The sequence below is a fragment of the Stenotrophomonas chelatiphaga genome (assembly GCF_001431535.1).
GTDB lineage: Bacteria > Pseudomonadota > Gammaproteobacteria > Xanthomonadales > Xanthomonadaceae > Stenotrophomonas > Stenotrophomonas chelatiphaga.
In genome coordinates, this window is the sequence record NZ_LDJK01000028.1 from 1 (window position 1) to 17,451 (window position 17,451).

The window sequence follows — 17,451 nt, forward strand, 5'->3', positions numbered from 1 at the left end:
AACCCACCCCGCCCCACCTTAGACGGGTTCATGACCGCCTTGGCAGCGACGTTGGCGGCCTTTAGGGGGGAACCTGATGGCATGCGCGGAGGTGCCTTGGCTACACTGCCTGCTTCCGTCCTGACGAGTGCGACCGATGCGCGGTGCCGGCTGGCTGTTCCCGATGCTGATGCTGCTGGGTGCGTGCCAGCGCGCGGCAGATGTCCCGCCTGCAGCGGACGTTGTGGTCGCCGGGCCACCCGCAGCCGCTGCCGCAGTGCCGGCCGGCACTTCCGCGGTCGGGGACGCCGATGCGCTGCCGCTGCTGGCGGCCGTCGCCGCTGATGCGCCGGATCCGGGCGCGGTGGTGCGTACCTACGCTGGCCACCTGCTGCGCCGTGATTTCGACAAGGCCGATGCCAGCTGGATGGTCGCCCCGCCTCCCGGGCGTGCCGATGATGCTGCGCTGCGTTCGCTGCGCGATGTGCGTGACCTGCGGATCAGCACCGAGCCGCCGCAGGCGCGCGACCAGCAGCGTCCCACCCACCTGATCGAAGTGCCGGTGCGCGTGCGCGTGCTCACGGCCACCACTACCCTGCGTTACAGCGGCTGGTACCGCCTGGTGCCGGACCCGCAGCGCAATGGCTGGCTGATCCAGGCGGCCCGCTTGCAGCCGGTGCTGGACTGACCGCTCCACCACCATGCACGCGCGGTTCAGTGCGACCGGCTATCTTCTGCATGTCCCCCTTTCAGATGGCCACGACCATGCGTCTTCGTCCGTTGTTCACCCGCTTGGCCACCGCCACGGTGCTGGTGGCCGCCGCCATCGGCGCGCAGGCCGCGCCGTCCATCGAGGGCCGCCAGTTGTCGGTCGGTGCCGGCGACGTGCAGCAGTACCTGGAAGGCAGTTTCCCCCGCACGCAGGACGCGCTCGGCGGGTTGATCGCACTGACCATGAGCCACCCGCAGCTGACGCTGCCGGCAGGCGAACGCCTGAACCTGGGCATGGATATCGCGCTGGCCACGGCGGGTGGCGCGCCGGCGAAGCTGGGCACGGTGAAGCTGAGCAGCGGCCTGCGCTACGACCAGCAGACCCAGGGCTTCCATCTGCAGCAGCCCACCATGGAAGACTTCGTGCCGGCCCAGCAGGGCGCGCGCCTGGATTCGCGCACCAAGTCACTGCTCAACGCATGGCTGGGTGACTACGCACAGCGTGAGCCGATCTATCGGATCGACCCGGCCGTCGCCAGCCTGCTGGGCACCTTGCAGGTGCAGTCGGCACAGGTGAAGAACGGCCGCCTGCAGGTCACCTTCAACCAGGATCTGGGTGCGATCGTACCCGCGAGATGACTCACGGCGAGACGTTCACACCCAGGACCTCGAAGGGCGAGGCTGTGGTCACGTCGCGCCCACGGCGCCTGATCATACTAGGCGGGCGTTAGAAGGCTCTCTTCCCTCACGGCAGCCGCCTCCCCGCCATGCATACGGAAAACGATCCGCCAGCGCCCACGATTGAATACTGGCAGGTGGGCAGCCCCGATGGCCCTGCGCCACTCTGCCGGAACCCGGCGGACCCGCATGGGCGTGCGCCCGTACGCCGATCCGACGCCTCCTCATCGATTGCGATGTCGGCCGGTACGGGGCTGTCGGCTGATCTCACCCGGCTACGCCCCGGCAGCACCTATCATTTTGGAATTGATGCGCGCCGTGTCGGCCCATCTACGGGAACCGAGCCGCCGAGACTGCAGCTCTACCTTGACGGCACTTTGAGAACCGCCCCCATTCTGGTCACCTCGGCGGAGTGGACGGCCACGGGCCTGGAATTCGTCGCGACGGCGGAAACACATGCGGTGACGATTGCAATCTTGCCCTCAGGTGATGCGCAGTCCAGCGGGGCCGCCGCAGACTGCGAGCTGGGCGCAGCGGTGCTCACCGCACTCCAGACGGAGGCGACGGTGTTCGAACCCGCTGGCGCCAACGGCTGGACGCTGGGACCCGAATCGCAGACGGTTTCCCTGGCGCAACAAGCGGGATGCGACGGCCTCCGCCTGGACGCTGCCAGCAACGCGACCGGCGTGGTCCTGTTCAAGCGATTGAACAACCTGGTAGCCGGTACGGTCTATCACGTTGCCTTCGAACTGGACGTGGTCGACATCCCACCTCCGGATGCAGGGACCGACGTGGATGGGTTCGACCCGGCCGACCTGTCCCTGAGCGTGGACGGCGCGCGTTTCATCGAGCCGAGAACGATCTGGCCCCGAGGTCTTCCTTGGCGCCTGGACGGCACGTTCGTCGCCAACGCAGACAGCATGATAGTGGCCTTGGAGAACGACCTTCCGCACCGATATCCACTCCGCCTTCTCAGCGTGCATGTGCGCCCGGTATTAGGGGGGGCCCCGGACCCGCTGGATCCTGCGGCGCCCTATCGCGACGTGACCGATTTCCAGTCTTCCACCGATCCGTTCAACGGTTGGCATCTGGGCGCCGCTGCAGCCGGGTCCGTGTTGGTGCCGTGGCCACGGCATGAGCAGACGCCCGCCACGACTGTGCTGCAGGGGCCGGCAGATCAAGGCGCTGCAGCGCTCGGCCCGGTGCTCCTGAAGACCTTCAGTGGACTGAAAAAAGGAAGCACTTATCTTTTCCAGGTCGCCGTTCACCGCCGCTGCATCGCCTTGCCGGATACCCTCCGGCCCATCTGGGTGATGGAACTCGATGGAAAAGTCCTGGCTGGCCCCATCCACCTGACCGGGGGCAGGACATGGGCGTATTACGGCTTCACCTTCCAGCCCACCGCGCAGACACACACGCTCTCGATCCGCAGCATCGACCACCCTGCACCCGATGGCGCCGTTCATGCACCCGGTTCAAACTTCGTCATCAACCATCTTCTGGTGCGGGAGCTGCAGGCGCATCAGACCGAGTTCGCGCGCGATGGAATGCAGGGCTGGGCCGTCAGCCCGGAACCTGCCATCGCCGAACTGGGCACTGAAGGGCTGCTGCTGCACACGTCAGCGTGCCCTGCCGGCAGCGCAGTAGGAAAGCACTTCCGTCATCTGGAGGCGGGAACCAGGTACGTAGTCAGGGCAGAGGTGGACATCCCCGCCAGCCAACGCGCGGCCGGCACGCCCCCCCTGCGGGCAGTATTCACGGCAGACGACAGCCTGCTTTCATCGGAGCATTCCATCCAGGGGCCTGAGACGATCGATGCCGAGTTCCTCACCGGCTCCGGAGACCTTGCCGGGGTAACGCAACTGGATCTCTCGCTGCGGGTCCTTGCGCAGGCGCAGTCCACCCTTCGCATACGCTCCATCTCCTTGGACGATGTTCCACGCCTGGATCCCACCCCCCCGCCACGTATTCGACAGGCGCGCGGGGCCGCCCCCCTGTCCGGCAGGCGGCATCATCATCTGACTGATTTTGAAGACGCGCATGACCCCCTGAACGGCTGGTCCCAAAGTAGCGGAGGCCGCTTGGAGCTGGCCAGGGAACTGAATGAGGATGGAGCCCCCAACACCTTCATGCGCGGAATTGCGCCGGCGCGGTGCGCTCAATCCCGCGGCATGGTGATGGGGCGTGAGTTCTCCCCTCTCACCCCAGGCGCCGACTATCACTTCAGCATGAAGGCACGACGCACTGGGGCGTCCGATGTACACGCTTGTCCCCTGCTGGCGTTCAAGCTCGACGGCGTGACCCAGACTGCCGATGTACGTATCGATTCATCCAACTGGGTGACGGTCGGCTTTGCATTTCGTGCCGTGCGCGAACATCACCATATCGTGATCTGGGCGCGCAGCCACTTTCCACCTGGCTCGCCTTTGGTTACCGGCACCAACCTCGACCTGGACGAGCTGGTGCTGAAGCAGGTATAGCGCCCAGACAGCCCTGGACGAACGCGCTGCAACGGCCGGGAAGGCGGGCCCTGTCGGGGAGCCATTTCGAGACCGCTGCCAGGACATGCACTGCGCTCATCCGTAGACGGGAAGTTCCTCGCGTACGGTTATATCCTGGACCAGCAGATCGACCCGCGCAGGCTGGAAGCTCTCCAGCGCGCAGTAAACGGAGGACGTGGTCGCCGTGAAACTTCGTGTCAGCGTTCGGACGGCATCGCCAGGCTGGATGATGTGATCGTCATTGATGTAGCTGACGCCATCGACAGCAAGCACCAGTTCGGCAGCAACCTGCCCTGACAGCGCCTGCGCTCCACTGATTCGCATCTCGATCACATAGCTGCTGCCGGGCTCCAGTCCCTCGATCCGCCTGCCCAGCGCTGTCTCCTCGCGCCTGCCGTTGCCCTGCAGCACCAGGTTACCGTCATCGAATCCATGTCCACCCGGCTCCGGGCCAATCTCCCAACCATCCAGGCGTCCATCGCTGAAAACGCTACGAAGGTAAAGCGGCTCCTTCACTTCGAATCCGCTGATGTCAACGTTGGGATACGAGCCCGGCCCGTCCTCGCAGTCGACCGCGACCAAGGCCACCGTATGTTCGGCGGCGGTTGCAGTAAACAGTGCCCCGTCCCGGTTCAGGGCGTCAACGCAGCTGAATACCCTGCTCCGACATACTCCATCGACGTGCAGTTCAGCACAGAGCATGCGGTCTGCGCCGAACAGCGTGTCATTGCGACGGTGGGTCACACCAGCGAAGTAGGACGTCCCGGGCACAAGGCCGTGGAACGTCCTGGACACGATCTCCCCGGTCAGTTTCACGCCTGCATACAAAGGGCCCCGCAGGAAGGCGTGGCGCTGCCCGTCAGGAAGGATCTCTTCCAACACCAGGGAGGACGCCATGTCCGCCCCCAGGCGCCAGCCCTGCAGCGGGTCCGGGCGTGCCGAAAAACCGGCCCTGCATGTATAGGGCTGTCGACAATCGTGCATCACAGGCTCCCGGGGTGTGCAAAACGTGTTCGCCTACGCCCTTCCGTAACCAGGTCTACGCGCGCGGCCGGCCAGCACTACAGCGCCTTGGCAAGCGCTTCGCTGAAGGCCGGAATATCGTCCGGCTTGCGGCTGGTGATCAGTGTACCGTCGACCACCACCTCCGCATCGCGCCACTGCGCGCCGGCGTTTTCAAGATCGCGCCGCACCGACGGCCAGGACGTGACCTGCTTGCCCTTGGCCAGCCCGGTGTCGATCAGCAGCCACGGTCCGTGGCAGATCGCCGCCACCGGCTTGCCCGCCTTGCCGAAGGCCTCGATGAAGGCCAGTGCCGACGGCTCGATGCGCAGCGCATCGGGATTCATCTGGCCACCGGGCAGCAGCAGTGCGTCGAAGTCCTCCGCGTTGGCATCGGCCAACGCCAAGTCGACGGTCACTTCATCGCCCCAGTCTTTCTCCTTCCAGCCCTTGATGCTGCCCTCCTTGGCCGGGGAAACCACCGATGTGGTCGCGCCCCAGCCTTCGAGCAGTTTCTTCGGATCGGTCAGTTCAGACTGTTCGAAACCGTGCGTGGCGAGGATCGCGATCTTCTTGCCGTCAAGACGCTGTGCCATGGAGATGCTCCGATGTGTAAAGGAGCTGCCAGCATCACCGCCGGCCCATGTTCCGGCGGTGATACCGATGTGGACGAGGCGTGCAACTCAGCGCTTGGGCTGCAGCATGGTGCCGGTGCACTTCTTCGATCCGCAGCGACATTCCCAGATCTTCTTCAGCCGCGCGGTGTGGCGCTCGGCCAGGGTGATGCCGTAGTTGTAGACCAGCTCCTCGCCCGGCGCGATATCGCGCAGTGCTTCAATGAACACCTTGTCTTCGCGCGTGTTGCCGTCCTCGCTTTCCTCGATCAACGCCTCGCAGTTCGGATCGCAGCTGTGGTTCATCCAGCGCGCCTCGTTGCCCTTGTAGTTGGCATCGATCACGTAGTCGTCGTTCAGGGTGAACAGGAAGGTGTGGCCACTTTCCACGTCGCCGCTGTCGTCGGCGTCAACGTCGGCGTGGCTGCGCAGCAGGCCCTTGTACTGGATCACCCGCTCACCCTGCTTCAGGGGCGCGATGGCGAACACGCCGTTGCCATGGATGGCGGATTTGCGGGCTTTGATCTTCTTCGGCATGGGCGCAGGGGGCGTTCTGGAAAGAGGAGCGTTGATTCTCCCTTAATCTTCGTGATTGCCAAAATCATGGCCAGGCCGCACCATTGCGCGCTCGCGGCGACCCCACGGGTCGGCGCCCCGGAAAGGCCTGGCTTGGACGCGGGCGCATAAAAGCGTACAATTTCGGTCCGCTTTGCAAATCAGCTGCAGACCCCCATGCTCCGCGTCACCAAGCTCACCGATTACGCCACCGTGGTCCTGACCGTGCTCGCCGCTCGTCCGGCCGAGGTGCTCAGTGCGACCGAGCTGGCCGAGTTCACCGGCCTGGAACCGCCGACCGTCAGCAAGGTGCTCAAGCCGCTGGCCCAGGCCGGGCTGGTCGAAGGCCTGCGCGGCGTCCGCGGCGGCTACCGGCTGACCCGCGCGCCCGGCGAAATCTCGCTGTTCGAGGTGGTCGAGGCCATGGAAGGTCCCTTGGCGCTGACCGAATGCAGCCACGACAACCACCAGTGCAACATGGCGCCCAAGTGCGGCGCGCGCAGCAGCTGGCGGCTGATCAACGACGTGGTGTCCGAGGCGCTGCGTGCGGTCACGCTCGCCCAGATCCTCTCCCCCCTTCCCCTTGTTGACGACTCCCAGCGCCGTGCCATCGCGGCCGCTGTCGTCTCCTGATCCACAGGCAGCCCCCATGGCCACCGACATCATCGATACCGTCGTCACCGACGACACCCCCAATCGCGAGATCCACGAGCAGCTTGGCCGCAAGTATTCGGCCGGCTTCATCACGGACATCGAATCGGATTCCCTGCCGCCGGGCCTGGACGAGGACACCATCCGCGCCCTCTCGGCGAAGAAGGAAGAGCCCGAGTGGATGACCGAGTGGCGCCTGCAGGCGTACCGCCACTTCCTCACCATGGCGATGCCGGACTGGGCCAAGCTGAAGATCGCGCCGATCGACCTGCAGGGGCTGAGCTACTACTCCGCGCCGAAGGGTCCGAAGTACGCCTCGCTGGACGATGTGCCCAAGGAACTGCTGGACACCTATGACAAGCTCGGCGTGCCGCTGCACGAGCGCGCCAAGCTGGCCGGCGTGGCGGTGGATGCGGTATTCGATTCGGTGTCCGTCGGCACCACCTTCCGCAAGGAACTGGCCGAAAAGGGCGTGATCTTCTGCTCCATGTCCGAAGCGATCAAGGAGCACCCGGAGCTGGTCAGGCAGTACCTGGGCACCGTGGTGCCGGTCGGTGACAACTACTTCGCCGCGCTCAATTCGGCGGTGTTCTCCGATGGCAGCTTCGTGTTCATCCCCAAGGGCGTGCGCTGCCCGATGGAACTGAGCACCTATTTCCGCATCAACGCCGGCCACACCGGGCAGTTCGAACGCACGCTGATCATCTGCGAAGACAAGGCGTACGTGTCCTACCTGGAAGGCTGCACCGCGCCGATGCGCGATGAGAACCAGCTGCATGCCGCGGTGGTGGAACTGGTCACGCTGGAAGATGCGGAGATCAAATATTCGACGGTGCAGAACTGGTACCCGGGCGATGAGAACGGCGTCGGCGGCATCTACAACTTCGTCACCAAGCGTGCCGAATGCCGTGGCGCGCGCAGCAAGGTCACCTGGACCCAGGTCGAGACCGGTTCGGCGATCACCTGGAAGTACCCTTCCTGCGTGCTGCTGGGCGACGACTCGGTGGGCGAATTCCACTCGGTGGCGTTGACCCACCACCGCCAGCAGGCCGACACCGGCACCAAGATGATCCACGTCGGCAAGCGCACCAAGAGCAAGATCATCAGCAAGGGCATCAGCGCCGGTCGCGGCCAGAATACCTACCGTGGCCTGGTGAAGATCGAGCGTGGTGCCGAAGGCGCGCGCAACTACACCCAGTGCGATTCGCTGCTGATCGGCAAGAAATGCGGCGCGCACACTTTCCCGTACATCGAGGTCAAGAACCCCGCTGCGACGGTGGAACACGAAGCGACGACCTCGAAGATCTCCGACGACCAGCTGTTCTACTGCCGCGCGCGTGGCATCAGCCAGGAAGACGCGGTGTCGCTGATCGTGGACGGCTTCTGCAAGCAGGTCTTCCGCGAACTGCCGATGGAGTTCGCGGTGGAAGCCAAGAAGCTGCTCGACGTCTCGCTGGAAGGCTCGGTGGGCTGACCCCCGCCCTGCCCCCACGTATTGCATTCGAACCAAAACATCATTGGCGGGCCCCGGGCCCGCACCACGGAAACCCCCACCATGCTGAAGATCGACAACCTCCACGCGCGCATCGGCGACAAGGAAATCCTCAAGGGCCTGTCGCTGGACGTAAAGCCCGGCCAGGTACACGCCATCATGGGCCCCAACGGTGCCGGCAAGTCCACGCTGGGCAACGTGCTGTCCGGCCGTGAAGGGTATGACGTGAGCGAAGGCAGCGTGCAGTTCGAAGGCAGCGACCTGCTGCAGCTGTCGCCGGAAGAGCGCGCGGCGGCCGGCCTGTTCCTGGCCTTCCAGTACCCGGTGGAAATCCCCGGCGTCAACAACACCTATTTCCTGCGCGCGGCGCTGAACGCACAGCGCAGGGCGCGCGGCCAGGAGGAACTGGATTCCATGCAGTTCCTGAAGCTGGTGCGGCAGAAGCTGGCCGTGCTGCACCTGAAGGACGAACTGCTGCACCGTGGCGTCAACGAAGGCTTCTCCGGTGGCGAGAAGAAGCGCAACGAGATCTTCCAGCTGGCCGTGCTGGAGCCGAAGCTGGCGATCCTGGACGAAACCGATTCCGGCCTGGACATCGATGCGCTGAAGAGCGTCGCCGACGGCGTCAATGCACTGCGCAGCCCGGAGCGTTCGTTCCTGGTCATCACCCACTACCAGCGCCTGCTGGACTACATCAAGCCGGATTTCGTGCACGTGCTGGCCGATGGCCGCATCGTGCAGTCCGGTGGACCGGAGCTGGCGCTGCAGCTGGAAGAGCACGGTTACGACTTCCTGAAGAACCGCGTGGTGCCGGAGGCAGCGGTCTGATGAGCGCATTGCTGGATTCATTGGCCGCTACGTTCTGCGGCAGCGACGCGCGCCGCGACGTGCTCGATGCCGCGCTGCGCGATGGCCTGCCCGGCCCGCGCACCGAGGCCTGGAAATACACCTCGCTGCGCCAGCTGGAGCGTCGCAGCTTCGGCGCTGCCCCGCTGGCACCGCCGGCGCTGGATGTCGCCCTGCTCGATGACATTCCCGCCCCGCGACTGGTGTTCGTCAACGGTCGCCTGCACGACGGCCTGAGCGACACCCACGGCCTGCCGGCCGGCGTGCAGCTGGAGCCGCTGTCGGCCGCGTTGGCCGCCGACGAAGCAGGCGCGCGCGTGCTGGCCCGCCGCTATGAGCGCGGCGATGAAATCTTCGCCCGCCTCAACGCGGCACTGGCCGATGAAGGCGTGGTGCTGCGGGTGGACGAAGGCGTGCAGGTGGACGTGCCGCTGCAGCTGGTGTTCGCCAGCGTGGCCACCGACAGCGACCTGGCCTGGCACCACCGCTCGCTGATCGAACTGCGGGCCGGGGCCAGCCTGGGCATCGTCGAACACCACCTGCAGGCCGGTGATGGCGCCCACCTGGACAACAGCGTGGTGCATGTCCACCTTGCCCGCGAGGCGGTGCTCAAGCACGCCCGCCTGCAGGCCGGCAGCACGCGCCAGACCAGCTTCCTGCGCACCGATGCGGTGCTGGCGCGCGATGCGCAGTACCACCGCGTGGACCTGGAACTGGGCGCCGCGCTGAGCCGCCACGAACTCAACGTGCGCCTGGAAGGCGACAACGCACAGCTGACCGCCAATGGCGTGCTGCTGGGCACCGGCCGCCGCCACGTGGATACCCGCCTGGGCATCGAACACATCGCGCGTGACACCAACTGCGAACTGCTGTGGCGCGGCGTGGCCGCCAACCGCAGCCGCGTGGTCTTCCACGGCGGCATCCACATCCGCGAAGGGGCCGACGGCACCGACGCCAACCTGTCCAACAAGAACCTGCTGCTGTCGGCCGACGCCGAGATCGATACCCAGCCCACGCTGGTGATCGACGCCGAAGAGGTCAAGGCCGCGCACGGCGCCACCGTCGGCCAGCTCGATGCGAATGCGCTGTTCTACCTGCGTTCGCGCGGGTTGCCGCAGGAACAGGCGCAGGCCCTGCTCAGCGCTGCGTTCTGCCACGAGCCGCTGAAGATCCTGCCGGACGCGCTGCGCGAGCAGCTGGGTCGCCGTCTCGACCGCGCCCTGTCCGAAGCGGGCGTGGCATGAACCTGTCCACGCCGCGCCCGCAGGCCGACACCGGCGCCGCCCCGGACTGGGACCGCGTGCGGCAGGATTTCCCGCTGCTGATGCGCGAAGTGCACGGCAAGCCGCTGGTCTATTTCGACAATGCCAACACCGGCCAGAAGCCGGTGCAGGTGATCGGTGCGGTGGATGAGTTCTACCGCCGCTACAACGCAAACGTCAGCCGTGCGGTGCATGCGCTGGGCACCGAGGCCACCGACGCCTACGAAGGCGCACGCACCAAGCTGGCGCGCTTCCTCAACGTGCGCGCCAGCGAGCTGGTGCTGTGCAGCGGCACCACCTTCGCCCTCAACCTGGTCGCCTATTCGTGGGCATTGCCGCGGCTGAAGGCAGGCGATGTCATCCTGGTCTCGCGGATGGAACACCATGCCAACATCGTGCCGTGGCAGCTGGTGGCCGAACGCACCGGCGCCAGCGTGCGCGTGGCCGAGATCAGCCCGGATGGATCGCTGGACCTGGACGCCCTGCGCCGCGCCATGACCGCCGAGGTCAAGCTGCTGGCCGTTGCCCATGTATCCAACGTGCTGGGCACGGTGAACCCGGTGCGCGAGATCTGCCGCGAAGCCCGCAAGCGCGGGATCATCACCGTGGTCGACGGCTCGCAGGCGGTGCCGCACCGCAAGGTCGACGTGGCCGCGATCGGCTGTGATTTCTACGCGATCACCGGCCACAAGATGTGCGGACCGACCGGCACCGGCGCGCTGTGGGCCCGCCGCGAGCACCTGGATGCGATGCCGCCGTTCCTCGGCGGTGGCGAAATGATCAAGGAAGTCAGCTTCGAGGGCACCGTGTTCAACGAGGCCCCGCACAAGTTCGAAGCCGGCACGCCGAACATCGCCGGCTTCATCGGGCTGGGCGTGGCGGTGGATTACCTGGAATCACTGGGCCTGGCGCACGTGGAAGCCCGCGAAGCCGAGCTGCTGGCGCACTTCACCGAAGAACTGCAGAAGATCGACGGCCTGCGTATCTTCGGTACCGCGCCGGACAAGGCGGCCGTGGTGTCGTTCCTGGTCGAGGGCGCGCACGCCCACGACCTGGCCACCCTGCTGGACCTGGAAGGCGTTGCGATCCGTTCCGGCCAGCACTGCGCGCATCCGCTGCTGCAGTATTACGGCGTCGCCGCGACCTGCCGCGCCTCGTTGGCGTTCTACAACACGCACGAAGAAATCGAGCGTTTCATCGTCGCGTTGAACAAGGTCCGCAAGCTGCTGGGATGAGAAGAAAGGGTCAGAGTCCGGGATCAAAGTCCTTTTGCCTTATGCAAACGATTCTGACCCCGGACTCTGACCCCATTTCTGCATGTCCTCGCTAGAATGGCGGCATGACCACGCTGACCTTCCGGGCCGCCACGCCGGCCGACATTCCTGCCCTGATCGGCCTCGTCACCTCGGCCTACCGTGGCGACGCCAGCCGGGCCGGCTGGACCACCGAAGCGGACATCCTGGACGGTGCCCGCATCGATGCCGAGGGCCTTCAGGCTGACATCGCGCGTGCGCGCTCGACCATCCTGCTCGCCGAGCGCGATGGCCAGCTGCTGGCCTGCGCCCACGTCGCCGACGGCGGCGAGCACGGCTATTTCGGCATGTTCGCCGTCGACCCCGCCCAGCAGGGCAGCGGCCTGGGCAAGCAGGTCATTGCCGAAGCGGAGGCCCATGGCGTTCGCGAGTGGGGCCTGACCAGCATGCTGATGACGGTGATCGACATCCGCGAGGAGCTGATCGCCTTCTACGAGCGCCGCGGCTACCAGCGCACCGGCATCAAGAAGCCGTTCCCTTATGGCGACGAGCGGTTTGGCATTCCCAGGCGCGATGACCTGCAGTTCGAGATCCTGGAAAAGCACCTGCCGGGGGCGACGCGATGAGCGGGGCCTGGACCTTCGTCTGCGCCAGCAACGAGCTGCTGCCCGGCGAAATGAAAAGCGTGTTCGACGAGGTCACCGGCACCCCGATCGTGGTGTTCAACCTGGACGGCGACCTGTACGCGCTGGAAGACCAGTGCACGCATGAAGAATTCGAGCTGTCCTCCGGCGAGTTCAACAGCGCCGAAGGCAGCATCGAGTGCGTGCTGCACGGCGCCCGCTTCGACGTGCGCGATGGCCGGGCGCTGTGTGCCCCCGCGTACAGCCCGGCGCCGAAGTTCCCGGTAAAGCGCGAACACGACGCGGTCTGGACGCGGGACGACCGCGACTAGCCTAGTGACGGCGCAGCGACGCCTGCGCAACGGGCACCTGGCCGGCGCACGCCGTGCCTTGCTCGTACACCCACTGCGCCAGGTAAAGGTCGAGTACCGGCAGCCCCGCGCAGGTCATCAAGGCCGGGCGCGGAAGGCGCGCAAGACCCTGCAGCGCGCGGTCATGCAGGCTGCGGATCCTGAAAAGTCCCGCCAGGTCGGACAGCCTCAGGTTCTGCCGCGCGAAGTACAGCGGCAGGCTCTGCGAACTGCGGTGACACACGCTCGCCACGTCGTCGCAGAGCACCGTACCGCGCCCCAGCGTGCGTTCGATGAAGGCGGCCGGCAGCTCGTCACCGCCCAGATGCAGCACCACCGCATCGTCGTGCAGCCTGTCGGCAGGCACGATGGGCGCGCCGGCGTTGGTGGCGGTGATCAGCAGATCGGCGTGTCCCGGGCCGTCCCCGCCAACGCAGACCTCCAGCCCGGTGCGCGCGGCTGCCGCGGCAGCGAATGACCGTGCGCTCGACGGCCGGCGGCTGCAGACCTCGATCCGGCTGATCCGGTCGGCATGATGGGCATGAAGGTCATCGACAACGCAGTCGGCAATGGGCCCGGCGCCATACAGGCAGACCGAAAACCGTTGCTTGTCGGCGAGCAGCTGGTCGACCGCCAGCGAAGCATAGGCGCCGGTCCGTTGCGCGGACAGCCCGGTGCCATCGAACTGGGCGAGCGGGGTCATGGTCAGCTTGTCGTACAGCATCAATTGGGATTGCGAACGCGGAAGCCCCAGGGCGTGGTTGCAGGCGTTGGAGCCGACGATCTTCACCGCGCAGTACCTGGCATTCGCACTCACCAGCGCGTTGAGTTTCCAGTTCAGTCGCTGGTTGCCCGGGCACACGTCGGCCGCTGTTTGCCCCAGCAGCAGCGCCAGCTCATGGTCATGGGGCTGCAGCACCACCTTGCTGCCGTAGGCGATGCCCTCGCCCATGTCGGCAATGGCGCGGCGGACCAGCCTGCCGGTGGTTCGTGGATCCAGGCCGTCCAGCGGCATGGTGTCGGATTCGGGGAGTGCCGATAGATCCCCATTGTCAGGCGGAAAATGCATGGCAAGCGACCAGGTGAGCCGGAATTGGCGTGGCAGAGGCTAACGGCGCCTGCCCTGCGCAATCCTTGACGTAGTACCTGCAGCCAGCGCCCTAAGGCATCCCCTTACGACGATGCAGGCATCCCCCGAACCTGCTCCTCTCCCACTTCGCACGGACCGCACGCTTTACATGCGAATGGTTCGCGTTACTGCTACCATTTGTAACACCATGTATCAGGGCTCTCCTGCGTGACGCCGCGCCAACCGCGTTTCCCCGATCTCTCCGCCCTGCTGGGCCGCGGAGCGTGGGCGCTGTTGGCCGTGGCGATGGTGCTGATGCTCTGGCAGGCCAGCGCGCGCGGTGCGGTCAACGTCTCTGCCTCCGGCTACAGCGCGGTCCTGCTCCGCGGCGGCCCGATGCCTCACCCGGGGGTGCCCGTTGATCACGCGATGGCGTCGGCCGAAGCGGAATCCGAGGCCGGGCGCAGCAAGCCATCGGGCTGGAAGGCGACAACCCGCAGCCTCCTGCTGCAGCACCGGCCACGGACCACGCAGGTACCGGACCGGGCGCTGGCGTTCCGTGCGCGCCTGCCACGGCGACCGCTGGGACAGGCGCCTCCGCGCAGCGCCTGACTGCCGCCGCCTGCGGGCTCCGGCGCGCCATCTCCTTCGCACGCCGCCGGCCATCCACCGGCCGCTGCCCTGTTGTCGCCTGGCGGACAGCTACCCGCCATCATCGAATTCCTGCCCATGAACCCGATCAAAAGCCGTAAGCACGCTTCCGCGTTCCGTCCCCTGCCGCTGGCCACCGCCAGCCTTGCCGCGGGCCTCGGTCTGGCCGCCCTGCCCTCGCTGGCCTTCGCCGACAGCAACGACGGCGCACGCACGCTGGACAAGGTGGACGTGCACGCCACCCGCGGCTACAAGGCCGACAAGGTCGCCTCGCCGAAGTTCACCCAATCGCTGCAGGACACCCCGCAGACCATACAGGTGATCACCGCCGACCTGTTCAACCAGCAGGGCGCCACCACCCTGACCGAAGCGCTGCGCAACAGCCCGGGCGTGGGAACCTTCTTCGTCGGTGAGAACGGCAACACCGCCACCGGTGATGCGCTGTACATGCGTGGCTTCGACACCTCCAGCAGCCTGTTCGTGGACGGCGTGCGCGACCTGGGCTCGATCTCGCGCGATGTGTTCAACACCGAACAGGTGGAGATCACCAAGGGCCCGGCGGGCACCGACAACGGCCGCTCGGCGCCCACCGGTGCGATCAACATGGTCAGCAAGCAGGCCACCCTGCACGATGAAGTGTCCGGCACCGCCAGCCTGGGCAGCGACCAGCAGCGCCGCGCCACCGCCGACTGGAACCAGTCGCTGGGGGCGACCAGTGCGCTGCGCCTGAATGCCGTCTGGCAGGACAGCGACCAGCCCGGCCGCGACCACGTCAACAACTCGCGCTGGGGCATCGCGCCGTCGCTGGCATTCGGCCTGGGCACCGATACCCGCTACGTGCTCAACCTGCTCTACGTGGACCAGGACAACGTGCCCGATGGCGGCGTGCCGACCCTCGGCCTGCCCGGCTGGATCCCGCAGCCCACCCTGGAAGTGCTGGCCGGCCACCCGGTGGATCCGCAGAACTTCTATGGCACCCGCGCCGACCATGACGATGTCCGCGCGAAGATGGCCACCTTCCGCATCGAACATGACTTCAACGATGCCGTGCGCCTGACCAACACCGCGCGCTGGGGCCGCACCGAACAGGACTACCTGCTCACTGCGTTCATGGGCACCGGCACCCGCGCCGCCAACGGCGCACCGACGGGAAACATCCGCTACACCGACCGCAACGACCTGTCCACGTACACCATCGCGCGCAGCCTGCCCACGCTGAAGGACCAGCGCAACACCCTGTTGACCGACCAGCTCAACCTGCGCGCGGACTTCGCCACCGGCGCCATCGCGCACAACCTCAGCACCGGCCTGGAATACACCCGCGAAGAGATGGACAGCTTCGGCCAGGCCGTCACCGGTGGCAGCAGCTGGCCGGCGGCGAACCTGTACGCCCCGGACTGGAACGTCGGTGGCCTGACCTGGGCCCACAACGGCGCCGATGCACATGGCAGGACCACCACCTGGTCGGCCTACCTGTTCGACACCCTGCACCTGGGCGAGCGCCTGCTTCTGACCGCCGGCGTGCGCGCCGACCACTACGACACCCGATACGCCAGTTCGGTGGTGTGCGGCGGCCGGGCGGGTCCGGCCTGCGGCACCAACCCGGTCGGTACGGTGCTGCAGACGCCGACGCTGGAAGCATCGGACACGCTGCTCAACTGGAAGCTCGGCGTGCTGTACAAAGCCGGTGATACGGCCAGCATCTACGCCAATTACGCGCTCTCGCAGCAGCCGCCGGGCGGCAGCAATTTCGCCCTCAGCAGTTCGGCCAGCAGCCTGGACAACCCGCGCCTGGACCCGCAGGAAGCGAAGACCTTCGAAGTGGGCAGCAAGTGGGCCTTCCTTGATGATGCGCTGGCGCTGAACCTGGCGATCTTCCAGACCGATGTGGAAAACGAGATCAACACCCAGGTGCTGGATGATGCCGGCAACCCGACCCAGACCGGCAGCAAGCGGGTCAAGGGCGTGGAACTGTCCGCCGTGGGCCGCGTCACCGACAACTGGTCGCTGTCGGCCGGTTACAGCCACCTGGACACCGAGGTCAAGGAAGGCGCCAACGTAGCGGCGGACGGCACCAGCAACCTGACCTACACCCCCGATGACGCCTTCACTGCGTGGAGCACCTATGCGCTGCCGTTCGGGCTGACGCTGGGCGGCGGCGTGCGCTACAGCAGCGCCATGCATCGCGGCACCGACGGCGCCGTCGGCACGCCCTCCTTCACCAAGTCGTACACGGTGTACGACGCGGTGCTGTCGTACGCGGTGAACGAAGCGCTGGTGCTGCGCTTGAATGCCTACAACGTGTTCGACAAGCAGTATGTGGCTGCGATCAACAAGAGCGGCTACCGTTACACCCCGGGCACGCCGCGTACGTTCCTGCTCAGCGCGGACTTCCGCTTCTGAACCCAGCGCGCGGGACGCCCACGCGTCCCGCGCCTTCTCCCTTACCGGACGGACACGATGCTGCTGCACATCCCCAACGTGCTCACTGCCGAGGAACTCGGCGAACTGCAGGACGCGCTGCAACAGGCCGACTGGACCGATGGCCGCGAGACCGTCGGCCGCCAGGGCGCGCAGGTCAAGCGCAATGAGCAGTTGCCCGACGGCTCGCCACTGAAAGCGCGGTTGGGTGGGGTGGTGCTGGCGGCCCTGCAGCGCAATCCACTGTTCTTTGCTGCCGCGTTGCCTTTGAAGATCCTGCCGCCGCGCTTCAACCGCTACCAGGGTGGCGGCACCTACGGCTTCCACGTCGATGGCGCGGTGATGGCCCATGGCGCGCAGGGGCACCTGCGTTCGGATGTCTCCTGCACCCTGTTCCTGTCAGCACCGGCGTCCTACGACGGGGGTGAGCTGATCATCAGCGATACCTACGGCGAGCACGAGGTGAAGCTGCCGGCCGGCGACCTGATCCTGTATCCGTCCAGCAGCCTGCACCAGGTGAACCCGGTCACCCGCGGTGCGCGCGTGGCCTCGTTCTTCTGGGTGCAGAGCATGGTCCGCGACGATGCCCAGCGGCGCCTGCTGTGGGAGATGGATACCTCCATCGAGCGGCTGCGGCAAAGCCAGGCCGATGCGGCCGCCGTGCTGCAGCTGAGCGGGGTGTACCACAACCTGCTGCGACGCTGGAGCGAGGTCTGAGATTGCGGCGTGGCCGTTGCAGGCCGACTTCTGGAATTGTCTGCTTTGCGCAGACCGTTCGACCCAACAGGCAAGG

The 17,451-nt window shown here is 66.4% G+C and carries 17 protein-coding genes; 13 read left to right on the plus strand and 4 right to left on the minus strand.

Features of this window, described 5'->3' with window-relative positions; genetic code table 11:
- Positions 1–136: 136 nt before the first annotated feature.
- The 3 genes from ABB28_RS07545 to ABB28_RS07555 all read left to right on the plus strand — a co-directional run bounded on the left by ABB28_RS07545 (position 137) and on the right by ABB28_RS07555 (position 3,848).
- Positions 137–667 (plus strand): hypothetical protein, encoded by a 531-nt coding sequence (locus ABB28_RS07545; protein WP_057508048.1) that lies wholly within the window; start codon positions 137–139, stop codon positions 665–667.
- A 77-nt stretch (positions 668–744) separates the two neighbouring features.
- A complete protein-coding gene (locus ABB28_RS07550; RefSeq protein WP_057508076.1) occupies positions 745–1,329 on the plus strand; it encodes a YceB family lipoprotein in 585 nt (194 codons plus the stop codon).
- A gap of 275 nt (positions 1,330–1,604) precedes the next feature.
- Positions 1,605–3,848: a hypothetical protein gene (locus ABB28_RS07555; RefSeq protein ID WP_152983420.1), complete on the plus strand. Its 2,244-nt coding sequence runs from the start codon at positions 1,605–1,607 to the stop codon at positions 3,846–3,848.
- A gap of 96 nt (positions 3,849–3,944) precedes the next feature.
- Here the strand turns inward: ABB28_RS07555 and ABB28_RS07560 are convergent, their stop codons facing one another.
- From ABB28_RS07560 to ABB28_RS07570, 3 genes are all read right to left on the minus strand, one after another.
- Positions 3,945–4,766, minus strand: a complete 822-nt coding sequence (locus ABB28_RS07560) for a hypothetical protein (protein ID WP_057508050.1) — start codon at positions 4,764–4,766, stop codon at positions 3,945–3,947.
- A gap of 164 nt (positions 4,767–4,930) precedes the next feature.
- Positions 4,931–5,467, minus strand: a complete 537-nt coding sequence (locus ABB28_RS07565; protein WP_057508051.1) for a type 1 glutamine amidotransferase domain-containing protein — start codon at positions 5,465–5,467, stop codon at positions 4,931–4,933.
- A gap of 87 nt (positions 5,468–5,554) precedes the next feature.
- The gene (locus ABB28_RS07570; protein ID WP_057508052.1) at positions 5,555–6,022 is read right to left on the minus strand and encodes an SET domain-containing protein; all 468 of its coding nucleotides are present in this window, start codon (positions 6,020–6,022) and stop codon (positions 5,555–5,557) included.
- A gap of 195 nt (positions 6,023–6,217) precedes the next feature.
- Between ABB28_RS07570 and ABB28_RS07575 the strand changes: the two genes are divergently transcribed.
- The 7 genes from ABB28_RS07575 to ABB28_RS07605 all read left to right on the plus strand — a co-directional run bounded on the left by ABB28_RS07575 (position 6,218) and on the right by ABB28_RS07605 (position 12,499).
- A complete protein-coding gene (locus ABB28_RS07575; RefSeq protein ID WP_042615235.1) occupies positions 6,218–6,673 on the plus strand; it encodes an SUF system Fe-S cluster assembly regulator in 456 nt (151 codons plus the stop codon).
- 16 nt (positions 6,674–6,689) lie between these two features.
- Positions 6,690–8,165, plus strand: a complete 1,476-nt coding sequence (gene sufB, locus ABB28_RS07580; protein WP_057508053.1) for a Fe-S cluster assembly protein SufB — start codon at positions 6,690–6,692, stop codon at positions 8,163–8,165.
- A gap of 81 nt (positions 8,166–8,246) precedes the next feature.
- Positions 8,247–9,011 carry a Fe-S cluster assembly ATPase SufC gene (gene sufC, locus ABB28_RS07585; protein ID WP_057508054.1) on the plus strand — a complete coding sequence of 255 codons (765 nt, stop codon included), beginning with the start codon at positions 8,247–8,249 and terminating at the stop codon, positions 9,009–9,011.
- Entirely contained in the window at positions 9,011–10,273 is a 1,263-nt protein-coding gene (gene sufD / locus ABB28_RS07590) for a Fe-S cluster assembly protein SufD (RefSeq protein ID WP_057508055.1), read from the plus strand. Before sufC ends, sufD begins: the two co-directional genes overlap by 1 nt.
- A complete protein-coding gene (locus ABB28_RS07595) occupies positions 10,270–11,526 on the plus strand; it encodes a cysteine desulfurase (RefSeq protein ID WP_057508056.1) in 1,257 nt (418 codons plus the stop codon). Before sufD ends, ABB28_RS07595 begins: the two co-directional genes overlap by 4 nt.
- A 104-nt stretch (positions 11,527–11,630) precedes the next feature.
- Positions 11,631–12,170, plus strand: a complete 540-nt coding sequence (locus ABB28_RS07600) for a GNAT family N-acetyltransferase (RefSeq protein ID WP_057508057.1) — start codon at positions 11,631–11,633, stop codon at positions 12,168–12,170.
- Positions 12,167–12,499, plus strand: a complete 333-nt coding sequence (locus ABB28_RS07605; protein WP_057508058.1) for a non-heme iron oxygenase ferredoxin subunit — start codon at positions 12,167–12,169, stop codon at positions 12,497–12,499. The genes ABB28_RS07600 and ABB28_RS07605 overlap by 4 nt, the downstream gene beginning before the upstream one ends.
- A gap of 1 nt (position 12,500) precedes the next feature.
- Here the strand turns inward: ABB28_RS07605 and ABB28_RS07610 are convergent, their stop codons facing one another.
- Positions 12,501–13,586 (minus strand): hypothetical protein, encoded by a 1,086-nt coding sequence (locus tag ABB28_RS07610; protein WP_211260374.1) that lies wholly within the window; start codon positions 13,584–13,586, stop codon positions 12,501–12,503.
- 228 nt (positions 13,587–13,814) lie between these two features.
- Here ABB28_RS07610 and ABB28_RS07615 point away from each other — a divergent pair, with 228 nt between their 5' ends.
- From ABB28_RS07615 to ABB28_RS07625, 3 genes are all read left to right on the plus strand, one after another.
- Positions 13,815–14,198: a hypothetical protein gene (locus ABB28_RS07615; RefSeq protein ID WP_057508060.1), complete on the plus strand. Its 384-nt coding sequence runs from the start codon at positions 13,815–13,817 to the stop codon at positions 14,196–14,198.
- A 117-nt stretch (positions 14,199–14,315) separates the two neighbouring features.
- Complete coding sequence (locus ABB28_RS07620; RefSeq protein ID WP_057508061.1) at positions 14,316–16,640, plus strand: catecholate siderophore receptor Fiu; 2,325 nt, start codon at positions 14,316–14,318, stop codon at positions 16,638–16,640.
- A gap of 57 nt (positions 16,641–16,697) precedes the next feature.
- A complete protein-coding gene (locus ABB28_RS07625) occupies positions 16,698–17,375 on the plus strand; it encodes a Fe2+-dependent dioxygenase (RefSeq protein WP_057508062.1) in 678 nt (225 codons plus the stop codon).
- The last annotated feature ends 76 nt before the right edge of the window (positions 17,376–17,451 follow it).